This window comes from Sphingobacteriales bacterium, from assembly GCA_016700115.1.
Lineage (GTDB): Bacteria > Bacteroidota > Bacteroidia > Chitinophagales > UBA2359 > UBA2359.
The window spans coordinates 2639897-2663309 of record CP064999.1; the positions used below are offsets into that span (position 1 = coordinate 2639897).

17 protein-coding genes are annotated in these 23413 nt (G+C 40.0%); 11 read left to right on the top strand and 6 right to left on the bottom strand.

What is annotated here, in order from left to right:
• Positions 1-22 precede the first annotated feature (22 nt).
• Complete coding sequence (gene smc / locus IPM47_09460) at positions 23-3610, top strand: chromosome segregation protein SMC (GenBank protein QQS31120.1); 3588 nt, start codon at positions 23-25, stop codon at positions 3608-3610.
• 486 nt (positions 3611-4096) lie between these two features.
• Positions 4097-7342: a CHAT domain-containing protein gene (locus tag IPM47_09465; protein QQS31121.1), complete on the top strand. Its 3246-nt coding sequence runs from the start codon at positions 4097-4099 to the stop codon at positions 7340-7342.
• Between the two features lie 97 nt (positions 7343-7439).
• Here IPM47_09465 and IPM47_09470 read toward each other — a convergent pair whose 3' ends face one another.
• Entirely contained in the window at positions 7440-7892 is a 453-nt protein-coding gene (locus tag IPM47_09470; GenBank protein QQS31122.1) for a DUF1569 domain-containing protein, read from the bottom strand.
• Between the two features lie 501 nt (positions 7893-8393).
• Here IPM47_09470 and IPM47_09475 point away from each other — a divergent pair.
• Positions 8394-9056, top strand: coding sequence for a hypothetical protein (locus tag IPM47_09475; GenBank protein QQS31123.1), 663 nt, complete (start codon positions 8394-8396; stop codon positions 9054-9056).
• Between the two features lie 100 nt (positions 9057-9156).
• Here IPM47_09475 and IPM47_09480 read toward each other — a convergent pair whose 3' ends face one another.
• Positions 9157-11718: a carboxypeptidase-like regulatory domain-containing protein gene (locus tag IPM47_09480; protein ID QQS31124.1), complete on the bottom strand. Its 2562-nt coding sequence runs from the start codon at positions 11716-11718 to the stop codon at positions 9157-9159.
• 355 nt (positions 11719-12073) lie between these two features.
• Between IPM47_09480 and xth the strand changes: the two genes are divergently transcribed.
• A complete protein-coding gene (gene xth, locus IPM47_09485; GenBank protein QQS31125.1) occupies positions 12074-12841 on the top strand; it encodes an exodeoxyribonuclease III in 768 nt (255 codons plus the stop codon).
• 54 nt (positions 12842-12895) lie between these two features.
• On the opposite strand, the gene IPM47_09490 is transcribed toward xth, so the two are convergent.
• Both IPM47_09490 and IPM47_09495 read right to left on the bottom strand, forming a co-directional pair.
• The gene (locus IPM47_09490) at positions 12896-14005 is read right to left on the bottom strand and encodes a hypothetical protein (protein QQS31126.1); all 1110 of its coding nucleotides are present in this window, start codon (positions 14003-14005) and stop codon (positions 12896-12898) included.
• Positions 14006-14025: 20 nt separating this feature from the next.
• Positions 14026-14505, bottom strand: a complete 480-nt coding sequence (locus tag IPM47_09495) for a glutathione peroxidase (GenBank protein ID QQS31127.1) — start codon at positions 14503-14505, stop codon at positions 14026-14028.
• 174 nt (positions 14506-14679) lie between these two features.
• On the opposite strand from IPM47_09495, the gene IPM47_09500 reads away from it, so the two are divergent.
• From IPM47_09500 to IPM47_09510, 3 genes are all read left to right on the top strand, one after another.
• Positions 14680-15090 carry a 6-carboxytetrahydropterin synthase gene (locus IPM47_09500; GenBank protein QQS31128.1) on the top strand — a complete coding sequence of 137 codons (411 nt, stop codon included), beginning with the start codon at positions 14680-14682 and terminating at the stop codon, positions 15088-15090.
• A 118-nt stretch (positions 15091-15208) separates the two neighbouring features.
• Positions 15209-15679, top strand: a complete 471-nt coding sequence (locus tag IPM47_09505) for a hypothetical protein (protein ID QQS31129.1) — start codon at positions 15209-15211, stop codon at positions 15677-15679.
• A gap of 109 nt (positions 15680-15788) precedes the next feature.
• On the top strand, positions 15789-17798 hold the full coding sequence (locus IPM47_09510; GenBank protein QQS31130.1) for a GMC family oxidoreductase N-terminal domain-containing protein: 2010 nt from the start codon (positions 15789-15791) through the stop codon (positions 17796-17798).
• A gap of 1184 nt (positions 17799-18982) precedes the next feature.
• Here the strand turns inward: IPM47_09510 and IPM47_09515 are convergent.
• A complete protein-coding gene (locus IPM47_09515) occupies positions 18983-19483 on the bottom strand; it encodes a hypothetical protein (protein ID QQS31131.1) in 501 nt (166 codons plus the stop codon).
• Positions 19484-19630: 147 nt separating this feature from the next.
• Positions 19631-19936: a hypothetical protein gene (locus tag IPM47_09520; GenBank protein ID QQS31132.1), complete on the bottom strand. Its 306-nt coding sequence runs from the start codon at positions 19934-19936 to the stop codon at positions 19631-19633.
• A 319-nt stretch (positions 19937-20255) separates the two neighbouring features.
• Here IPM47_09520 and IPM47_09525 point away from each other — a divergent pair, with 319 nt between their 5' ends.
• The 4 genes from IPM47_09525 (at position 20256) to IPM47_09540 (ending at position 23412) form a co-directional block, all read left to right on the top strand.
• Positions 20256-20831, top strand: coding sequence for a YdeI/OmpD-associated family protein (locus IPM47_09525; protein QQS31133.1), 576 nt, complete (start codon positions 20256-20258; stop codon positions 20829-20831).
• A 254-nt stretch (positions 20832-21085) separates the two neighbouring features.
• Positions 21086-21541: a translesion error-prone DNA polymerase V autoproteolytic subunit gene (gene umuD / locus IPM47_09530; protein ID QQS31134.1), complete on the top strand. Its 456-nt coding sequence runs from the start codon at positions 21086-21088 to the stop codon at positions 21539-21541.
• Positions 21541-22800 (top strand): Y-family DNA polymerase, encoded by a 1260-nt coding sequence (locus IPM47_09535; protein ID QQS31135.1) that lies wholly within the window; start codon positions 21541-21543, stop codon positions 22798-22800. The genes umuD and IPM47_09535 overlap by 1 nt, the downstream gene beginning before the upstream one ends.
• Positions 22801-22809: 9 nt before the next feature.
• Complete coding sequence (locus tag IPM47_09540) at positions 22810-23412, top strand: SOS response-associated peptidase (protein ID QQS31136.1); 603 nt, start codon at positions 22810-22812, stop codon at positions 23410-23412.
• Position 23413 lies beyond the last annotated feature (1 nt).

Below are 23413 nucleotides of genomic sequence, written 5' to 3' on the forward strand. Positions count from 1 at the left end.
TGCCGCAAATTCTTCCCTTCCCATGCGGTTATCATCTATTGAGATAAAAGGCTTTAAAAGTTTTGCCGACAAAACCGTTTTGCATTTTACCGAAAACATGACCGGAGTGGTGGGGCCAAACGGTTGTGGCAAATCCAATACAGTTGATGCTATTCGTTGGGTACTTGGCGAGCAAAAAAGCAAGATGCTTCGCCTCGAAAAGATGGACAACATCATTTTTAACGGCAGCAAAAAGCGTCAACCTTCAGGAAGGGCAGAAGTTTCACTTACCCTCGAAAACACACGCAACCTTTTACCCACCGAATTTTCGACAGTTACTATCAGTCGCATTTTGTATCGAAGCGGCGACAGCGAATATCGCCTCAATGATGTTCGTTGCCGGTTGAAAGACATCACCGATTTGTTTTTAGATACCGGAATTGGCAGCGACTCGTATGCCATCATCGAGCTGAAGATGATTGATGAAATCCTGAACGACAAAGACAATTCCCGAAGCCGGTTGTTTGAACAAGCTGCCGGTATCTCCAAATACAAAATACGCAAAAAGGAAACCCTTTCTAAACTTGCTGCTACAGATGCCGACCTAACCCGCATCGAAGACTTGTTGTTTGAAATTGAAAAAAACCTGAAAATACTCGAAAAACAGGCCAAGCAAACCGAGAAATATTACAAACTCCGCAATCAATACAAAGAACTCAGTGTAGAGTTAGCACTTCATCAGCTACAATCCCACAAAGCGGCACTTCAACAACTAAATTCTCTTCAGCAAACCGAAACCGACAACCGGCAACTTATTGAAACCCAAATCGCACAAACAGAAGCCGGTATTGAACACAACAAACTCGAAATTCTGAACAAAGAAAGTCTGCTGAAACAAGAACAACAAATCCTGAATGAAGGTATAGCACAACTCAGAACCCATGATAACAACAAAAACCTGTTGGAACAGAATATTGCTTTTTTGAAAGAAAAAACAGAAAACCTTGACCAACAAATTAACAACGCCACACAACTGACCGAAAACCTGACCCGCGAGACAGATTTTCTTGCTCATGACCTCGATGGTGAAAAAGAACTTATCGGGCAACTTACTTCAAAGCTTCAGAATCTTCAACAACAAGCCGACTTTGCCAAAACTGAACACAATAAAGCACTTTCTAAGTCAGATGAACTAAAAAAACTTGCGGCCGAAACAGAGAAATCAGTATTTGAACAGGAAAAGAAATTAGCAGTTCTGAACACTCAGAAAGACAACCTTCAAAAACAATTAGACAACAATCAATCCCGCCTTTTTTCGCAACAGCAGGAACTTGAGCAGCTTCGACAAGGACTTGAAGAATCGGAAAAAGAACATGCAAATGCTCAGGACTACCTGACCTATTTACAAGACGAGGAGGAAAGCCTGAAATCACAAATTGCGGCAGCAGACAAACAACTTGCCGAAATTCAATTGCAGCTTAACGACCTGAACAGGCTATATGATGCCCGTTTAAATGAATTTAATCTGCTCAAAAGTATGGTGGACAGTTTGGAGGGGTTTCCCGATTCGGTCAAATATCTCAAACAAAACGCAAACCAATGGAATACCAGGCAAGCGCCTTTGTTGTTGGATGTTATCAATTGTCCCGATGAGTATAAGGTAGCAGTTGAAAACTATCTGAAACCTTATTTGAACCATTATGTACTGAATACATGGCAGGAAGCCTCAACTGCTCTTCAACTGCTCGATAAAAATAAAAAGGGGAAAGCCGGTTTTTTCATCCTAGAAGATTTAAACAGTGCTTCACCACCTTTGCCCGTTAAATTTTCTGACCCTTCAGGTAAAATTCAAAGTGCTACCGGCATTTTGACTCATAAACCGGAATACAAATCATTGGCAGAACACCTTTTATACCGCGTTTTTATTGTTTCTGATGATTTTGAACCCACGACTGAACAACTTTCAACAGGTGCTGTTTTCATCAGCCAAAACGGAAAATCAATCCGAACAAAAGCTAGTGTTGAAGGGGGATCAGTCGGTGTCTATGAAGGCAAAAGAATTGGGAAGAGACAACAGTTAGAACAACTTACCGCTTTGTTGGAACAACTGAAAACTGAGGCAGAAGCCTTACAAAATGGCATCACACAACATAAAAACCGACTTATTCAGCTTAAAAACTTGCAAGTAGCCAAACAAACAGAAGTTAAACGGCATCAAAACCAAACAGAAACCATTTCCAAACAAATCCTATCATTCAAGCTAAGGATTGAAAATCTACAATCTTACCTCAACGAAAGCCAAACTATGGATGCCGGTCTGGCAACAAATATTACGGACCTTCAAAACCAAACTCCCGTTTTAGAAGCTAAACTTGCTAAATTCAAAGAAACCCTGAATGCTCAAAATCTCAAGATTGACCAAGACACAAAAGTTCTTGAACAGGCTAACAACCGGCTTATCCTTGCCAATAACGAGTTTAACCGGCAAAACATAGAATTTCACAAACAACAAAACCGGCTCAATACCATAGAGCAAAACCTTAGTTTTAAACAAAAACAATTAGCAGAAACCAATCTTCAATTGACTAATAATCTGATTGCCCGCCAGCAATCTGAAGAACAACACAAAAAACAACTGGAAGAACTGAACGAAATCGTCGAAATTCTTTCAGTTTTTTACCGCCAAAAAGAGGAGCAGGAAAAAAAAGTGGCAGAAGTGGAAGCAGATTATACCCAAGCCAGAAACGCTATTGCACATATCGAAAAACAAATAAGGGAACTGTTTCAACAAAAACAACAGGCCGACATGCGGCTCAACAATATAGAGCAGCAATTTACCGAACTAAAAATAAACCGCTTGTCAATCAAAGAGCGATTAGACATCGAGTTTCAGGTAAACATCGAAGACCTGTTGGAACAATCGCCAAAACAAAATATTGACCTTCCCGAACTCGAAGATAAAGTAGAAAAAACCCGTGCTCAAATTACAAAGTTTGGCGAAATCAATCCACTTGCCATTGAAGCCTATAACGAAATAAAAGAGCGATATGATTTTATCATCGCACAAAGACAGGATTTAGTCGAAGCAAAGAAATCGCTGTTGAAAACTATGCGGGAAATTGAAAAAACCGCCACCGAAAAACTCATGGAGGCATTTAACCAGATAAGAACCCATTTTGTCCATGTTTTTCGAGCACTGTTTACTGAAGAAGATGCCTGCGATTTGTTGTTGACAGACCCCGAAAATCCGTTAGAGTCAGAAATAGACATCATTGCCCGTCCAAAAGGTAAACGCCCCCAATCTATCAATCAGTTGTCGGGAGGTGAAAAATCGCTGACAGCACTTGCGCTCATTTTCGCCCTTTATCTTTTTAAACCGGCACCTTTTTGTATTTTAGATGAAGTGGATGCCCCTTTGGATGATGCCAACATTACCAAGTTCAGCAACATGATTCGCAGGTTTTCTGAACAATCACAGTTCATTTTGGTTACCCACAACAAAAATACCATGGCATCCGTAGATGTTATTTATGGCGTAACTATGCCCGAAGAAGGTGTTTCAAAAGTAGTTCCTGTTGATTTCAGAGCACTGACCAACGAATATCAGGAAACCGCGCTGACTGAGATTTAAACTCATTATCTTCTTCTCTAAATCATAGGAGTTTCTCGCATAACCGCAATACTTTCTGTTAAACCTCCGGTGTTTTTTCCCCAAACATCAGCATAAGGTTTCATTAAAACAGTGTTTTATAAAGAATGTGTAGAGGAGTTGTCCTGCCCCTTTTTTCAATAACTGTTTGGTTCTTGTCGAAAAATGGGAACTGCAAATTAATGCACTTTCGGGGGAAAGAGTTGGGGCTTTTTTGTGTATTCGATGAATAGTTTCGTTGGGCAGATTTATTTTTAAACTGGAACATTCCAATATAAAAATCATATATCGGAACATTGTTAACCGGTTTTGTCAGTTAAAATAGATAGAGCTTCAAACATTGTATCCTATAATTATGATAAAATTTTTGGAATTTCTTTGAATTAGAATAGAGTAACATACTTGTTTTTTGTTTAGTTTTGCCAAAAGATGATCTCATATTTTTTACCCGCTAAAAAATAATATGACATGAACCTCGAGTATGCTATAAAACAGTTTGATCAGATACGTATGATGATGAAAGATGGTAGGTATAAGGATTGTTTGGCATTATTGGACGAACTAATTCCGGAATTTGAAGCAGCACAGGACTGGGAAAGACATATACAAAGTTTAAATGATAGGGGTAAATGTTTGTGGAAATCCAATCTTTTGTATGGACGTACAGCCGAGATGGAATTTAATCATAGCAAGGCTATCCAGCATTTAGGAGAACTGCATGGTGAAACAGCAAGGAGTTATACCAATTTAGGAATTGCATATACGCTTCATAGCAAATATGAAATGGCTTTGTCGTGTTATGAAAAAAGTCTAAGTATAAATTTGCAATTGTTTGGCGAGAATTATATCGAAACTGCTGTCAACTATAATAATATAGGTTCAATTTATTCTAATATGGGCCAACACGATAAAGCAATTCCTTACTATCATAAAGGCTATGATATATTTTTGCAGACATTAGGAGAAAATCATCCGGATATAGCATTAACCTTAAAAAATTTAGGCGTTTGTTATTGCCGAAAAGGTGAACAGGATAAAGGTTTAAGTTATAGTGAAAAAGCATTGGATATTGAACTGCAATTTTATGGGGAAATGCACCACGAAACAGCAAAAAGCTATTCAGATATAGGGCATCAATACTACTTAAAATACCAATATGAAAAAGCCCTTTATTGCCTGAAAAAAAGTTTAAGCATCAGATTAGAAGTCTTGGGCGAATTGCACCCTGAAACTGCCTGGAGTTATCACAACCTAAGTTCAGTATATAATTCTATGAGAGATTCTGAGATGGCAATTATCTACATTGAAAAATGCCTACACATCAGGTTGCAAATTCTCGGAGAATGGAATATGGATACCGCATGGGGATTTTATCATTTGGGTTCGGTTTATGCCAGTAAAGGATTGCTGGATGAATCGACTGAGCAATACATAAAATGTATGGAAATCATTTTGAGGCTAAACGATGAATCTAGCCCTCATTTAGGAGGCGTATATACAAATATCGGTTTTAACTATAACGCACAAAACAACTTTAGTAAAGCAATTGAATATCACCTGAAAAGTCTTCATTTATGGATTAATCAATATGGAGAAACCCATCCTTATGTGGGAATTGCTTATAATAACCTTGGAACTGCATATAAAGCTATCGGTGAAATAGATTTAGCTATTGACTATTTTGAAAAATGTTTGAGCAATTGGGTAGTTAGTTATGGAGAAAGGCACAACTATACGGCAGTTTGCCTGCATAATTTAGCCATTGTTCATACCGAAAAGGCTCAGTTTCAATCTGCATATAAGTATTATCAACAAGCCCTTGTCAGTTTATTGCCTGACTACTCATTCAATTCTTTTTATACTTTGCCTTCTTATGATATAATCGTTCCTTCCAAAGAATTGATGGAGGTTTTCTTATCTTTTTCCAATGATTCTCTAAGTTGCTATAATAAAAATGGTCATCAGGAATTAGACTTTGCTCTTTCATGGTATTACAGTCTTCATGCTACACAACTGATTGACCTGACCCGAAAAAGTTTCAGGTCTGAAGAAAGTAAACTGGCATTGGGTAAGTTTTCCAAAGAAGTTTATACCACTGCCGTTGACCTAAGTTGGAAAGTCGGACTTCAAACCGAAAACAATAACCTTGAAAAAGCATGTAATGAAATACAGGAGTTGAACCCCGATATTGATCTCCCTATACCCAATCGCGCGTTACACGAAGTGTTTTATTGTTCCGAAAAAAGTAAATCGTCTGTTTTGTTGAGCAGTTTCATTGAGAGCGTTGCAAAATCAAACAGTGGAATTCCACAGCTGCTATTGGATGAAGAGCACAGGTTAAAGCTCAAACTCAGTGCATTGCAAAATGAACTTGAGGAAGAACAATGTAAAAAAAACGAGCAACAAAACCCGGAACAAATTAAAGGGCTAAAAATGCAAATCTATGATCTGAAACTAAAAAGAGATAGTCTTTTGTCGCAATTTGAAACAGACTATCCGGACTATTTCTTGCTGAAATATCAAACTAATACGGTTAGTGTTAAAACCTTGCAGTCTTCACTGCCCAATGATGTCTGCTTATTAGAGTATTTTATAAGTGGAAACAAGCTATACACTTTTGCCATCACTTTCGATGATTTTGTTGTGCTGAAATCTCTTTTACCGGAAGACTTCGACGAGGAGGTTAGTGATTTTTTGCGTTTCGGAGTCGGAACAAAAGGAATAGCAGAAATAGATAAAGACGAATATCTGACGCTAGGGTTCAAGCTCTACCAACTATTGATTGCTCCGGTTATAGAGAAACTTCCTTTAGAAAAAGACTCAAAGCTGATTATCATTCCCGATGGAATTTTATCCCGCTTGCCCTTTGAAACACTTTTAATAAGAGAAACTAACGCAGGAGAATCCTATTCAAATTTGCCATATCTCCTGAACGAATACGAAATCAGTTATCATTTTTCTGCAACGCTATGGCATTACCAGCTTTGCAAACATTCTGAAGATCAAATACAACCCAAACCAAGTACCTATTTAGGCATAGCTCCGGTTTATTCAAATGCAACAAATTCCGAAATACTTCCATTCAGTACCACTCAACAAAACGATGAACAACTTCAGTCTGTTGCGGCAACCCGTTCCAGGTTTATAAACGGGATGGAATATCGGGAGCTGATCTACTCCGAAGATGAAGTACAAGCCATTCAAGACTTGTTTTCTGACAAAGGAGCAACATGTAAAACCCTTCTTCACGAAGAAGCCACAATTTCAAAATTCAACACTGAAGCCGAAAATTATCAGTTTATTCACATAGCAGCCCATGCAGGCTTTCGCGAAAACCAACCGGAACTGACCGGCATCATATTTTCACCCGATATTCAAGAAAACAGACAACCTGTTTTTTACCTGTCAGATGCTTTTAACCTGAAAATCAAAGCAGACTTAGTAGTATTGAGTTGTTGCGAAAGCGGAATAGGAGAGGAAAAACAAGGCGAAGGAATTTTTGCTTTGAACAGAGGCTTTCTTTTCGCAGGCGCAAAAAACATTGTATTTACCCTCTTTAAAGTATATGACCATCAAAGCAGTCAATTAGTCAAATATTTTTTCAAATACGTGTTGGAAGGCAAGACCTACAGCGGTGCGTTGCGAAAAGCAAAACAAGAAATGATCAGCAATAAAAATATGCCTTTGTTTTGGAGTGGTTATGTCCTGATTTAAAACATTACAAAATTGAGAAACTCTGTATAACCATATTTTGGATATGCAGAAGCAAAAAATAAGATGCACTAATCTATAAGTCCCCAAACATTCTGAATTAAACCCCAAACTGGGATAAATGATGATTGAGGTGTTTGTAAAACATATTATTCCATTCAGACTTTGTTAAAGTGCCAAAAGAATGAGACTCTTTCCCATCAAAATAATCCTCGCCTAATTGTTGGGTTTTGGTGATATAATCAATCAGCCGCTTTTTTTCTTTTTCAAAATCTTTATCGCCTTTTATGAGAAATTGCGGAGCGGTCGGTAAATTTTGAGCATAGGCTTTTTCGTTGACAATGTTGCCCTTAACAAATGTTTTCAATATGAAACGCATCAAAAAGTTGGGTTTTGGGTGAATATTGTCATACACCATTTCATAAGTTACATTACAATGCGCCAACATTTGGTCAACCGACATTTTACCCCATAAATGTTGAGTATCCGGAGTTAACTTGTTGATGCGTTCAATGATTTCAGCGGTAACGCTTTGGTCGAAGATGTTTTTCATGGAATTTGGATATTGTTTTAAATTTTAAAAGAACTTATAAAGGTAAGCTATTAAACACAAAGTTGCATTTATAACTTGAATCCTGCTTATGATTATATCGAAACTCCAAAACTAAATTTCTGATTCCATTTATTTGTTTTTCACGGTACAACTTTCATGTTAAATTAACATTTTCGATTTTATTAAACAATCGTTTTTTTAAACAGCATAGTTCAAGCTAAACACATGTAATGTGGTAAAAAAATGCTCCAAAAAATTGCTTGACAATGGTTTACACTTATGCGTGCAAACAAATGTGAAATTATCAGTTGTTTTTTTTTTCAAAATGTCATGGTAATGTAAAATGTGGTTGGGTTTTTTATTTATCTTGCGGCCGAAAACAGCTATAAAACCAATACATTAAATTTAAGAAATCAAGATTGTGTTAAGTTAAGGCACAACCGGGTTTAATTAATGTGTTGAATTTTATAGGACACCCTTATTAAATTCAACTATTAACTAATGAAAACTAACAACCTTAGTAAAAGGCGTGTGCGGCGTATTGTCAATTGTTTTGCCGCAGGGTTAACTGCAATTGATACCTCATTTAAACTCAAGCTTCACAGAAACACTATTAACAAATACTATCGTCAGATAAGGGAAGCTATAGCAGCGTATGAATCAGAGCGGCTCGGACGTTTAGGAATGAAAATAATGCCTCACAACAGTTGCAGAATATTATGGCATAAGAATCAGGGTTTATGCCTCAACTCCAACCAAAACAATGCTGAAGAGTCGTTGGTTTTTCATTTAGTTAATGCAGACGAAAAGATTTATGTCTTGCCGTTAGATTCTTCCTCCAATAAATTGCCAAACAACTCAGGAAGTGTTCCCGCTACAAATAAGGTGAACAACAGCGGGGAAACAGATGCTGAAATTTTAGCTAAATTTACTCCTTTAGCCAATCGCTTTTACCATTATTCCAAAGAGAAGCTGACCAAGTTTTATGGTGTAAAACCTCAATATACATTTTTGTATTTGCAGGAATTGGAATTCAGATTCAATAATCACGATACAAACATTTCTAATCTTATCCTCAAATTGCTTGCTGATCAGGAAAAAGGATTTAAAGAGATTGGCGATGGTTATGGTGAAAGTATGAACGAGTATGCTGTTTCGGAATAGCGGAGTTTTTTTTTGAGTTCATTTGCAAATGCCTCAAATACAGCAGTTTGATTTGAAAAACAGGAGGAGTTTTGCAGATAAATAATCTTGCCGGGCAGGGTTAGAAAACCAATTGCAGCCCGGTTCTGATACCAATTTTGCCGGGCTTATCAGTGTGGGTTAACCGCCAAACGGCATCCACTCTAAAAACCTTGAGTATGTTTTCTATGCCAACACCCACTTCAATATAAGGTTTTTGCAGAGTAGGGGTTTGAATTTGCCAATCAGGCAGTTCCCATTTGGTCAACAAGTCGTTAAAGTTTTTGTAAAGTCCGTCCGGGTCGTAATTGGCATTGCGATTTTGTTGGCTGATACTTCCAACGGCTATTTTGGCGGTCATGAGTTCTCGCAGTTTTAACTTTTTTAGCAGCGGAATTCTGTTAAAAAAAATGCCCTCAAAGTGATGAGTTATGAGCAAAGAGGCATAAGTATCGGCGGTAAATTCATACTCGTTCATCCTGTTAAAGGCATAACGATTGTAAAAAAAGGTTTCATTGCCCGGAAAGTTGTGCAGCAGTAAAAAAGGTAGTTTGCCAAATATTTTTCCCGCTGTAAAATTATAGGAGGTATAGCCCATTGGACCTACATAAAACCAATCGTAAACACTAAGGTCGAGACGGTGGTATTTAAATTCGCTGTTTAAAATGCCTTTAATGCCCAAGGTATAATTGACATTGACAATGGGGAAATCACTTCCTAAGCTAACCCTGAAGAATTTACCCGAAACAAATTTTTCCTTATAGGCAAATCGAGTATTCAGTTTGATTTCGGTGGTAGTAATGGTGCTGTCTGGCGGAGTTAGCGGGTTGAGTTCGTCAATAAAATAGAAATCGAACTGTGGCTGAAAAATTTTATGTGTCAAGGTCAGTTTGTTTGACCAACCCAAAAACCAATCGCGGGCATAAGTTAGTTCGGCTGCCCGGATATTGGTCAGTTTTTGGGGAACAGGGCGGCGGTAAAGCCCGGCTAACAGGTTGTCCTGTCCAATTTCTTCTGTGCTGTTGCTTTGAATATTGAGGTCGTTCTTATATCCTATATTCAAGGTTTGCCATGGTTTCCGGTTGAGTAATACCAACGCTTCGGCATTGTACTTAAAACGCTTGTCCTTAAGTCCATAAGCACCGTAGCCGCTTAATAAAACCCGGGTGCTGAAATCTTTGCTGGTTCGACCTCCAATACTAAATCGCCATTTCTCAACTTCGTTTGAACTTACTAAATTGAAATACGGACCAATTTCAATGGGTCCTAACTTTTTGTACCCGCCTACAATTGTGGTTATAATATTGACATAAGTTTTGGCAACCGGCATATTGCTCAGTGTGTCTATCATGGCATAGACCGACTTTTCGTTTGCAGTCAGACTGTCATGTCGTGCCGTATTCCAAAACTCAGGTGGCTTGCTAAACACATCCTTCGCTACTACTACATCTTCGCGGTTTTCGAGAATTTTGTTGATTTGGGGGTTGTTAAAGAAGAAGTTTTTGTAGAAGGTTGATTTTCGGCCTATAATGCCTGCTCCATTTTTGGTGGCAGAAAAGTCAACCACTAATTTGTCTCTGACCAAAACCCAAATATCTGTATTGGTTTCTTTAAACTCCTGATACAGGTTAAGTTTGTCAATAAAGTTGATATTGACTTTTTTACCGTCCAGATGCATATTAATCCGCCGAACAACATAAGCTGAATCTCTTACCCATAAATCGCCGGAAAAAACAGTACTTAAATCCCTGCGCGCTTTAAAAGTAAGGTGGTAGCTCCATTGATTATCAATAAAAGTGCTATCTATGAGGGAGAATTTGTAATAAAACAAAGCTTGGTCACTGATAGGGCTTGGAAAATTTTTACCCATGACCGGCATCCAGTTATCATAAATGTTGATTTGCTGATACATATTTCCCAAAAACTGGGTAACACTTTCATTATCTACGCCTGACACTTTGCTGGCTTTGATCACCTCTTTGGTTAATTTCGGATTTTTACTGTAATAAAAATCTGACAGCGTTTCGGTTAAAAAAATAGGCAGAAAAGGTTTTTCTTCTGACAGGGAATCGACATTGTCAAAAATGAAAGCAAAGGGTTTCATTACTTTGCGTTCTGTAACTTTTGGGTTAATGTCGGTCAGGTCAACTTCAATTTTATTATAGGTTTCGTATTGGTAATTTTCGCGATTGGCAATATTGTGCTGTTCTTTTTGAGCAATTACTTTTTGCATCAAAATATCAGCGGGGTTTTCGCCGGCAAGGATGGTAAACTCGTCCATCACTATTTCCATCCGTACAAGACGAAACACATAAGTTTGTGAAGGAGATGGGCCAAGATATTTAAATACGCTTTGATAACCAACCGAAGATACACCAATACTATCGGGAAGTGGAAGATGGGTCTGAATGGTAAACGTGCCATCCAAATCTGTTACTGTTCCCGTTGTAGTGCCTTTGAGATAAACGCTTGCAAAGGGTATTGGCTCAATAGTTGCATCGTCCAATACTTTGCCGGTAATAGTAATGGATTGTGCCGATATTTCTGAGGTATATAATAAACAAATAGAAATTGACACTAAAGAAATCAGGCAAAAGATATGAAAACGCAGATACAGCAACAGGTTTTTAGTTTTTGATAGCATGAAAGTGGTGAAAGGTCAAAATTAGGGTTTTGAACATCATTCAAAGTAACCGGATAAAAATAAAACAGGTTTTTAAAACACATTAGTGGTGTTTGTTTAATTTTACCCCGATAACAACTTTACGATACAAGTTAAAGGCCAAAGTTTAATGATGGAGTTATTATAACGTTAAAATTGTGAATTTTTGTATGGGTTTTTGGCTGAGGTTACCTAAATTTTAATTTTGAATCGTCACTTGAAACTTAATCACAACCCACAAAAATACAAACTTAAATTATAACAGTTCCCGGAACTTTTAGCAACTTAACTAACCCTTAAAAGTTGAAATTCAATATACAGAAAAGAAAGCTATACCATGAAAATTGTTTCTTACAATGTTAACGGCATCAGATCAGCAATGGATAAGGGGTTGTTGGAATGGCTGAAACAAAGCAATTTTGATATTGTTTGTTTACAGGAAACCAAAGCACAGCCTGACCAATTGGATATGAGTGTTTTTGAAACACTTGGCTACCACACTTATTGGCACAGTGCCGAAAAAAAAGGATACAGCGGGGTAGCTACGCTGACCAAAAAAGCTCCGGTTCATGTAGAAGTAGGGTGTGGAATTGAGCAATACGACCGCGAAGGGCGAATCTTGCGTCTCGATTTTGAAGACGGGCTTTCGGTGATGAATGTTTACCTCCCTTCGGGTTCGTCGGGAGAAGAACGGCAGGCTTTTAAAATGCAGTTTTTATCAGATTTTTTACCTTACTGTCTTTTGGTCAAAACTATCAGACCCAAACTGTTAATCGGGGGCGATTTCAACATTTGTCATAAGCCTATTGATATTCACGACCCAGTTGGGAACAAAAAGAGTTCCGGATTTTTACCTGAAGAACGCGCCTGGATGGATGAATTTTTCGGAAGTGGCTTTATAGATACATTCAGGGTGTTTCACCCCGACAAAGCACATCAGTATAGTTGGTGGAGTTTCAGGTTCAATGCAAGGTCAAAAAACAAAGGCTGGCGTATTGATTATTGGGCAGCATCAGAAGCATTGAAAAATGAACTGCAAAGTGCCGATATTTTTATGGATGTCAAACATGCCGATCATTGCCCGGTGTTTTTAACCGTTGATTAGGTCATTGCTGATCAAATTACTGCCTTGTAAAAATTATCTGTACAACGATTTTTTTCACTTTCGCAAATCTGCAAGCTGCAAGGACAGGTTAAAAAACACAATTTTAGAATTGGCGTTTCTGGTGATGTGGTAATCTGCCTTTTCGAACAAAGTGATGAGTGTTTGAAATTTGTTAAGGCTGAGATATGGCAGGATGCTCAGGCATAGTGTCTTTTCCTGATTTTCAAATTCCTGAATCTCTGTTTTAAATATGCTGAAGCGAAGGCACCGGTTGAAAAACAACAGACAAAATCCGATAAAGTTTTTTTGAATTTCCCGTCCTTTTTCGGACATTTCATCGGCAAATCTTGTGAAATCAGCAACATTGTTGTTCAGGCAAACATCCATCCAATGAACCATCATCAGGCGGTTGTTTACATCGGCATTTTCTAACAGATGCAAAGCAGCATTCAAATTGCCGTTGGCTAATCCCGATATCTGTGATGCAATATCAGGAGATGTATTTTGGTGTTCCTGAAGATATCGTTTAATTTCTTCCGGATAGAGTGGGGGGATGCGCAATATTTGCGTTCTGGAAACAATGGTACTCAGAAGTACGTCCATATTTTCGGCTACTAATAAAAACAAGGTGCCCGGTGGCGGTTCTTCTAAAATTTTCAGGAGTTTGTTGCCCTCTTTTCCTAAATATTCGGGCATCCAGATTATCAACACCTTATATAATCCCTGATAGGAGGTAAGGCTGAGTTTGCGGACAATTTCATCACACTCTTCGGCGGTAATATTGCCCTGTTTGTTTTCGGCCTTGATATATTGCAGCCATTCAAACACATTCAAGTACGGGTTTTGTCCAATTGCCTCCCGCCATTCGGCAATGTATTCTGCACTTTTCCTTCCTTTGCTGCCGGTGGTTACGGTCGGATAGGTATAATGCACATCCGGATGCGCCATTTTCCGGTTCATTAAACAATTGTTACAACGCCCGCAGGAATCAGTTTCCTGTTTATTTGTGCAATTAAGATATTGCGCATAAGCCATGGCTAAAGCCAAATTACCACTTCCTTCAGGGCCTAAAAAAAGCTGTGCATGGCTAACCCTTCCCTGCTTCGCACTTTGAAGAAGGCGGTTTTTAACCCAATCCTGGCCAGTAATGTTTTCAAACAACATGGGATAGTATATTTTATCGGCTAACAGGGTAATTGTATCAGACTTAACATGTCAGCACTTAATGGCTCGGTTGCCGGAGACACAACATCCATTAATTTGCCTTCTTCGTTGAACAAAAATTTTTGAAAATTCCAACTCACTTCTTTATGGTAGTTCTGAGTTGATAACCATTTGTACAAGGGGTGTTTACCTTCGCCGGCAACTTTTATTTTTTTGGACATAGGAAATTCAACCTTAAAGTTGGTTTGGCAAAAAGCAGCTATTTCTTCGTTTGATCCGGGTTCCTGATTCCCGAAATCATTACTCGGACAGCCTACAATCACTAATTTGTCCCCAAAAAAGTAATGTAACTCTTGTAGTTGTGCGTATTGAGAAGTATATCCACATTCGGAAGCGGTGTTGACAATCAATATCTTTTTTCCTTTAAAATGCTTAAAAGTGATTGGTTTTCCATCTATTCCTTCTAAAGTGAAATCGTAAATAGTTCTGAAATTGGTCATTGTTTGTACTTTTGCTTAAAGTATGTATGTAAACGGCATCAAAAGTAATAAAAACAAAGACGCTATCCATTTGTTGAAAGGCAAATGTTCCGGCTACACCGGTTGATGTAATAGTCATTCGCAAGTAAAAAGGATATTTTTAGACGGAATATATATTTTACAATAACCCTAAGCATGAAAGTATCTGTATTTCGCACCGCACATTTTAATGCAGCACACCGGCTTCATAATCCGGAATGGACTGACGAGCAGAACAAACAAGTATTCGGATTGTGTAATAATCCAAATTATCACGGACACAATTACGAAGTTGAGGTAAAAGTTACCGGTTTAATTGACCCTAAAACGGGTTTTGTGATGGATATTAAAGTGCTGAAGGACCTTATTGAGGAAGAAGTGATAGAGCCTTTTGATCATAAAAATCTCAACCTCGATACTCCTGAATTTGCTGCGCTCAACCCGACTGCCGAAAACATAGTGGTGGTGATCTGGCAAAAATTACGCCTTCGCATTCGTCCCGAATTTGAACTGTCGGTGCGATTATATGAGACTCCCCGAAACTTCGTGGAGTATAGCGGGCAATGATATTCGGTCTGAACTGCAATTTGGTCAGGATACTACATATTTCCACTTCTTTGTTTAAAATGTTTGTTGAATGTTTTCTGATTAAATACTTATTAGTCAATTAAAAACACTGTCTGATATGCAAACCCCTCTTTCTGAACAAACCAGCCACCTTTTCAGAACTCTTGGCTTGATTTTTACCGCCTTGGTCGTTGTTCAATTGGTTGCTTTTGTAGTGTTGTTCCAAACAAAACAGACCAATGAAGAGATGAACTCCGTGCTTCAGCTAATTGCAGGAATATTAGCTGTCGGGGCAATTTTAGGAGCACCTTTTATTTATATGAACCTGTTGCGTTCACGGATTACCTCAAAAACGCCGCTCGAAGAAAAGTTGCGCCATTACTTTACTGCTAATATTATGAAGCTTGCAATATTGGAAGGGGCGGCCTTGTTTTGCTTAATCTCTCTGTTCATTACCGGAAAAATTGTACATGCCTATTTATTTATGGCCGTTTTTTTCTCTTTTATGTTACATCGTCCTACTCCTTCCAAATGTGCCGCCGATTTGCAACTGACCGAAGAAGATAAAAATCAGATGGTGGGTAAATAAAAAGAATCGGCTATGTTTGCGGATAACGAAAGCGAACATCTTACTTTCAGACATTTTAATCCCTCATTGCCGCCGTTTTGAAACAAGACATACAGACAACCACAACTTTATGAGCCTTCCAAAACTTCAGATAAACGCCAGACAATTTCAGGCACTCTGTGCTGTTTGCAATACGTTTGTAGCACCAATAGAACAAGACAATCCGGCCGAGTCTCTTTTTTGGCAATTGAAGGCCACAGATCTGGAAGTGCCGGAACGGATATTGGAATTGGCAGCAACACTGCCCCCTGCCGAACAATCGGAGTTGAAACAGTTATTTTCTCTTCTTGCAAGCCCTCTTTTTGGATTGACTTGCTTCAAAGGTTTGAAAAGCATAGCGGTTATGCCTTTTAAACAGCGCGAAGCTGCTTTACAAAGTTGGTCAAACAGCCGTATCCCCCAAATTCGCAAAGCATTTTGCGCCCTTCGAAAAATAACAACTTTCCTTCACTATGGCATATCCTACAACCGGCAACCCAACCCCAATTGGAAGTTTATTAAATATCCGGGACCTTTAAGTGCTCCCAAACCGGTAGCTAAACCCATTCAGCCCTATTTCCCTGCCGGACTTTCGCACTTGTCTTGCGATGTGGTGGTCGTTGGCAGCGGGGCCGGTGGAGGTTTGGCGGCAGGCATGTTGGCCGAAGCCGGATTCGAGGTCATTTTGCTCGAAAAAGGAGCATACCTGAATGAAAGCGATTTTAACCAACGTGAGGTGGAGATGATACAGCGCACCTACGAACAACAAGGTGCTTTGACTACCACAGATGGCGGCGTATCTCTTTTTGCCGGCAGTTGTTTGGGCGGAGGCACTACGATTAACTGGACTGCTGCCATCAATACCCCCGATTATATTTTACAGGAATGGTCAGATCAGCACCTGTTGCCACACCTGCTGACAGATGCTTATCGCGAAAGTATGAATATGGTTTCAAATGAGGCCAACATCACCCAAAGCGAGTCGAACCATAATGCCCAAAACCGGTATCTTTGGCGAGGATCGGAGTTGGTGGGCAATAAGCCCAAAGTCGTGCCCAGAAATGTAAAGGGATGTTCAGATGATGAATGTCAAAGTTGTGGCTATTGCGGATTCGGTTGTCAGTCAGGCAATAAGCAAGGAACACTCAAAACATGGATTCAGCGGGCTTATGACCGAGGTGCCAAAATTATGGTCAATACCACAGCACAGAAAATCACTACCAAAAAAGGGAAGGCTACCGGTGTTGAAATTGTTCAGACAAACGGGATGGGATTGGCAACACGCATGGTCATCAAAGCAACGACCGTGGTAGTATGTGCCGGAGCATTACATACTCCTGCTTTATTGATGCGAAGCGGAATCAGCCACCCCGAATTAGGGAGGCATTTGTTTCTTCACCCAACTGTGGTTGTCAGTGGTTTTTACCCTAATGCAGTCAACCCCTGGTGGGGCACTATGATATCAGCTTTGAATGATGACTATGCCCGTATGAATGAAAACTATGGCGTTCGTCTCGAAACACCGCCCGCACATACAGGACTGATGGCATTGGCCACTCCTTGGCAATCCGCTGCTCAGCACAAAGCGTATATGCTCAGAATGGCAAATGCAGCAAATATTATTGTACTTACCCGCGATAAATTCGGAGGTTCTGTCACCGTTGACCGCAAGGGGTATCCGCGCTATCACTATGCCTTACAACCCTTTGACCGAACTCACCTGCTTGCAGGTATAGAAAAATCTGCAAGGATTCTTTTAGCTGCCGGAGCTGAAGAAATTATCTTCCCCCATCACCGGCTGAGGCATATTACCGGCAACACGACCGAAAACGCACTGCTCAAATTTTTTAACCAAATGCCCGAATGGGGTTGGAAAAGCGGACAGTTTTCACTGTTCAGTGCCCATCAGATGGGCACCTGCCGGATGGGAGGAAATATTAAAACACACCCCCTGACCCCCGAAGGCGAAATGGTCAACGTTAAAGGCTTGTACGTAGCAGATGCAAGCGCTTTTCCGGCAAGCAGCGGGGTAAACCCGATGATGAGTATTATGGCCCTTTCTCACTATACCATCAAACAACTCATTGACAAAAGGAAATAACCTCTGCCGGGTAAACTACAGCCCTGCTTTATGAACACGCTCCGCCGAATTTGTCCGTTTAAATCCCCGGCAGATAAAATTACAGACAGCAAATAAAATATGGCGCATCTGCCGGCGGGGTTGTATGTTTATGTGGTTGAAAACGGCAGGGCTGTTTTGGCACGGGGGAAGGTGGCGGTGGTGAGATAGTGAAAAGTGAAAAACTAAAAGTGAAAAGTAAAAAACCTGAAAAGCAGGGTGTTTAAAAACCTCATAGTTTTGCCAAAACTATGAGGTTTGGCAAAATGCAGTGGCAAACAAGGGCGACGACCGGCACATTTTTTTGAAAAGGGATTGGCTAATAATGGTAATTTGTTCCCCAACCCCGCTCAAAACACACTCACCTTTGCAATAAACAACGTCTTAACTCTCCCTTCAGTGTTAATCTTGCAGGGGTTTGGTTGGTGTGCCGACTTTTGCCGGAATTGAGGGTGTTTCGGAGTACCGGTGCTTTATTCCCGGCGATTATTTTATCACAGAGGTTCGCGGAGGCAGCACAGAGAACCACAGAGTATATTATTTTTCTCTGTGCAAAAATCTTCGGGAGAAAAACCTCTGCAAGATTAGCTTCAGGGTGCTGGGGGGTAGCAGCGGATTTAGAGGTGAAGCTCTGCCCCCTGACCGGTCAGTTTTTTAAGCTAATGAAGGGAATTAAGAAATGAGATTCGCTTGACAATGTATCCAAATTTATTTTTTTGCCGCGAAAACACAACTGTGTTTGTGGCGGTTAATAGTTCTGTTTCATGCAATGGCCTGCTTTTTATTCGTACTTTCGCGGCTGATCGTTACATAATCTACCGGTGCTTTCCCTTAAATTTTCAAGCATTTATATCGGATTATTTAATGAGTTTAATTTGTATTGACCCTCCACTGACGTTATGGATACAGAAACCTTTTACCCCAAAAACCGAGGCGAATGGAGAGAATGGTTGCAACAAAACCATCAAATCAAGCCATCGGTTTGGCTGATTTACTACAAAAAAAAGTCGGACAAGCTTATCATTCCAATCACAAATAAAATTGTTTATTGAAACATTGCTACCCATCTTACTACCAACCGACCCTATCGGTTGGTTTTCTTTTCATCCCACTATTTATTTGATTGCCTGACGGTGAATTGTTTGATTAAACACTAATAAGTTTAATTATTCAGCCTTGCTTATTCTGTCATAACGCACTTCCTCAATCAGCCCATTAATTCTTTCTATGAAACAGGTTTTGTCGTCCTTAAGCGACTTTATGGTTGCTATTGAATTGATGATGCCATCAACAATCACTTTATCTCCAACCTTAAAACCTCTATAAGCGATGTTTGACTTAACACCCCAAACATCACCTTCAACAGCATAGTATTTTTTATTTACGACATAAAGTCTGGCGTTCATTAGAAACTCACCTCCCGGAATTTTTCTAACTGTTTGGTCTATTGCATCTTCTAATGTTACTGCTCTTGTTTTTTTAAGTTCTCGTTGGCTGCCTCCTGAGTATGTTGATATAACACTATAATCTAGTTTAGGGTCAACATTTCTGTTCGAAATCATATTAACTCTTCCTATTTGTTTTACTTTTGTGCAAGATGAAACTGTCATTAGTGTGATAATTGCAAATAATACTCCTATTGACACGAAGTAAATGTTTTTTTTCATTGTAAGTGATTTTGTTTTCGGTTATATATTTTTTGGGGGGCAATACATTCACGCTGGAGGCTATAAGATATTATGTATCAACTTCCTCCTCATTCGACTATCACATTGACCATTGAACGGTTCATAGTTTTTTATTCTTGTTATGTTTTAGGGGAATACTATTTGTTTATCCTTGTCTAGATTGACTGTGCCAGATAGCACTGTAGGATAAAGTATATACCCCGATTGTTGTGTTACTTCCCAAGCATAAGTGCCTATTTTAAGCTTATAGTCCTTGTATGTACTTCCCTGAATCACATTGCTGTTTCCGTCAACTTCTATTAGGTAAGGATTACTTGAAGTATTGGTAAAACGCAAGTTAAATGTTGGAAGATAGTCTTCGTCTTTTCCGCATGAGTTTAAAAAAAGAACAAATAATAATCCGATTGCTAATAAGTTAATAATTCTTTTCATCGCAAGTGATTTTAATTTTGTAAAATTGTTTAATGTAATACCTGAATTTGAAGTATTTGCTTGATTATAATCTTGGGCAGTAATAGTTTTGATTTGGAATCAATCCAAAGTTATTGCAAAGTTATTAACTTTTTTTTTTTTTGTGTTTTTTGTCTTACTTTTTTTAGTTTTTTTGCCATTTTATTAAAAAAGCCAGCTAATGCCTTTCATGCGCTATTAAGTTTTTGCGAACTTTGCAGCCATACGGCAAAAAGCAAGAAACTGTTGAGCAACAACGCCGACCTGACTTTGACGCTCCCTCCAAATCCCCAAAAGCGTTATGAAAGAAACAGAAACCTTTTACCCCAAAAACCGAGGCGAATGGAGAGAATGGTTGCAACAAAACCATCAAATCAAGCCATCGGTTTGGCTGATTTACTACAAAAAAAAGTCGGACAAACCGACTATTCTGTACAGCGAAGCAGTGGAAGAAGCCCTTTGTTTCGGATGGATAGACAGCAAAGCAAAATCGGTTGACGACGAAAGGACGATGCAATATTTTACTAAAAGAAAGCCGGACAGTATCTGGTCCATGTTGAACAAGTCAAGGATCCAAAATCTGATAGAAGAGGGAAGAATGACTCAGGCGGGATTGGAGGTGGTTGAAAGGGCAAAGGCAAATGGGTCGTGGACCATTTTAGACGATGTGGAAGCATTGATGCTGCCGCCCGATTTGGAAATGGCATTTTTGGATAATCTCCAGGCTATGGATTATTTTCTTGGATGGAGCAAGTCGGTCAAAAAAAGCATATTGTTATGGCTAAAACTCGCCAAGCGAGAAGAAACGCGTCAGAAGCGGATTGCTGAATTGGTGGAACTTGCAGGGCAAGGACAAAAACCCAAACAATTTAGCTAATAAGTCCGGCAATATTTAGTAGGGCAGAAGTAAAAGTCAACTAAAATAAGCCTTTTATTTATGCACTTTGGTAGTCAAGATTTCGCCCCTTAAATATTTTGGCTACGTTTTTTAGCATTGTGTTTTCCACTTTTCTGCCGGTTAAATGTTTTTTAAATGTTGCCACGTTTGCTTGTTTTTTGTTTTTAATGGTGTATTTTTGAGAACAATACCGGTTTGTTTTAAAGGCCGGATAATTCTTAAACAACATTACTATGCCCCCACCGCCCTTAAAACTACATACAAGCCCGACCTTAGACATTTATTCCGCCCTGACCGATTCGGAATTAGAGTTGCCCTATTTGTCGGCAGGCATCAGTGCGGGTTTCCCATCGCCGGCACTCGACTTTATTGATCTGACCATTGACCTGAACAAGCATTTAGTCAAACACCCGTCTGCCACTTTTTATGGCAGGGTAAAAGGCGATTCGATGAGAGACGCGGGAATACACGACGGAGATTTGTTGGTGATAGACAAAAGCATTGAGCCGGTTGACGGGAAGGTAGCGGTTTGTTATATTGACGGGGAGTTTACCCTGAAAAAAATCAAAATTCTGAAAAGGGAACTATGGCTAATGCCGGCAAATGTCAGCTATAGTCCGATTAAAGTTGAAGAATTTAACGATTTGAAAATTTGGGGGGTAGTTACCCACGTCATTAAATCCGTATAATGTTTGCCCTTGTTGATTGCAATAATTTTTACGCTTCGTGCGAGCGGGTATTCCGTCCCGACCTCATCGGCAAGCCTGTGGTGGTGTTGTCCAACAACGATGGCTGTGTGATTGCCCGCAGCAACGAGGCCAAGGCGTTGAATATTCCGATGGGTGCGCCGGCGTTTGAATATCAGGCATTGTTTGATGAACATAATGTGCAGGTATTTTCTGCAAACTTCGCTTTATATGGCGATATGAGCCATCGCGTGATGAGCGTATTGGGCGAGTACAGCCCCGATATGGAAATATACAGTATTGACGAGGCTTTTTTAAAGTTAACCGGATTTGAGCGGTACGATTTGCAGGAATATGGAGGGCGGATGCGCAGCAAGGTGCTCAAATGGACGGGAATACCCATCAGTATTGGCATTGCTCCCACAAAAGCATTGGCAAAAGCCGCTAACCGGATCGCCAAAAAATTTCCCCAACGCACCGGGGGGGTCTATATCATTGACAGCGAGGAAAAACGCATCAAAGTGCTGAAATGGTTGAAGGTAGAAGACGTTTGGGGAATTGGCAGGCAACACTCAAAACGGCTGAATGGCATTGGGGTAAAAACGGCTTATGACTTTACCCAACTTGACGAGGTGTGGGTAAAAAAGCACCTGACCATCGTAGGATTGCGCCTGAAACGCGACCTGCAAGGCATCCCGACTATTGAACTGGAAGATGTGCAGCCCAAGAAAAACATCGCCACCACCCGCTCGTTCGAAAAAAACTATACCGGATTTGACCAACTACAGGAACGGGTATCTACTTTTGCGGCTTCGTGTGCCGAAAAGCTGCGCCGGCAACATTCGCGCTGCAACTCTTTAATGGTATTTATCCACACCAACGGACACCGGAAAGACCTGCCCCAATACAGCCGCAACATTGTGGTTAAACTGCCTTTCCCCACCAATTCGAGCATCGAACTGTCGAAGTTTGCTATACAGGCATTGAAGCGTATTTTTAAATCGGGTTATCGCTACAAAAAAGCAGGGGTTATTGTACAGGATTTCACCCCTGAAAATGCCACACAACTCACCTTTTTTGAAAACAGCGATTCGAGGCATGTTCCGCTGATGCAGGTGATGGACAGGCTTAATACCGCCTACGGACAACAAAAAATAAGGTTAGGCTCGCAGGATACCAAGCGGATTTGGAAAATGAAACAGGAAAGACTTTCTCCCCGATACACCACCAAACTGAGCGACATCATCACCATCCACCTCTAATTAAATCTAATGTGCTTTCACTCTCAACAATCTAAATCGGCTCAGGAACTGGAACACCGCTTTGATGCCAGGTTTGAAAACAAAGCCCGATACCAACCGGCAGTTTACAACGGGTTTCAGCATCCCCAAACACCGGTCATTACCCACCTTGCCCCAAACACCATACAACTGTTTCATTGGGGGTTAATACCACCTTGGGCAAAAGACGACAGTATTAAAAAAAACACGCTGAACGCCCGAAGCGAAACCATATTTGAAAAACCGGCTTTCAGAATCTCGGCAAACAACAGGTGCTTAGTGCTTGCAGACGGCTTTTTTGAATGGCAGTGGTTGGACGAAAAGGGTAAAAAAAAGCAAAAATATTTCCTCACCTTGCCCGGAAATGAAGCGTTCGCCTTTGCAGGAATTTGGAGCGAGTGGATTGACCGGTCCACAGGAGAAGTCATCTGCTCCTACGCTATTCTGACAATGGAGGCCAATGCTTTGATGAGCGAAATTCACAACTCCAAAAAACGGATGCCCATGATCCTGACACCGGAAAACGAAAAAGAATGGCTTGCCGGAAAACCGCCCGTGTTGAATAACGACAAATTGGTGGCTACGCCTGTCTGAG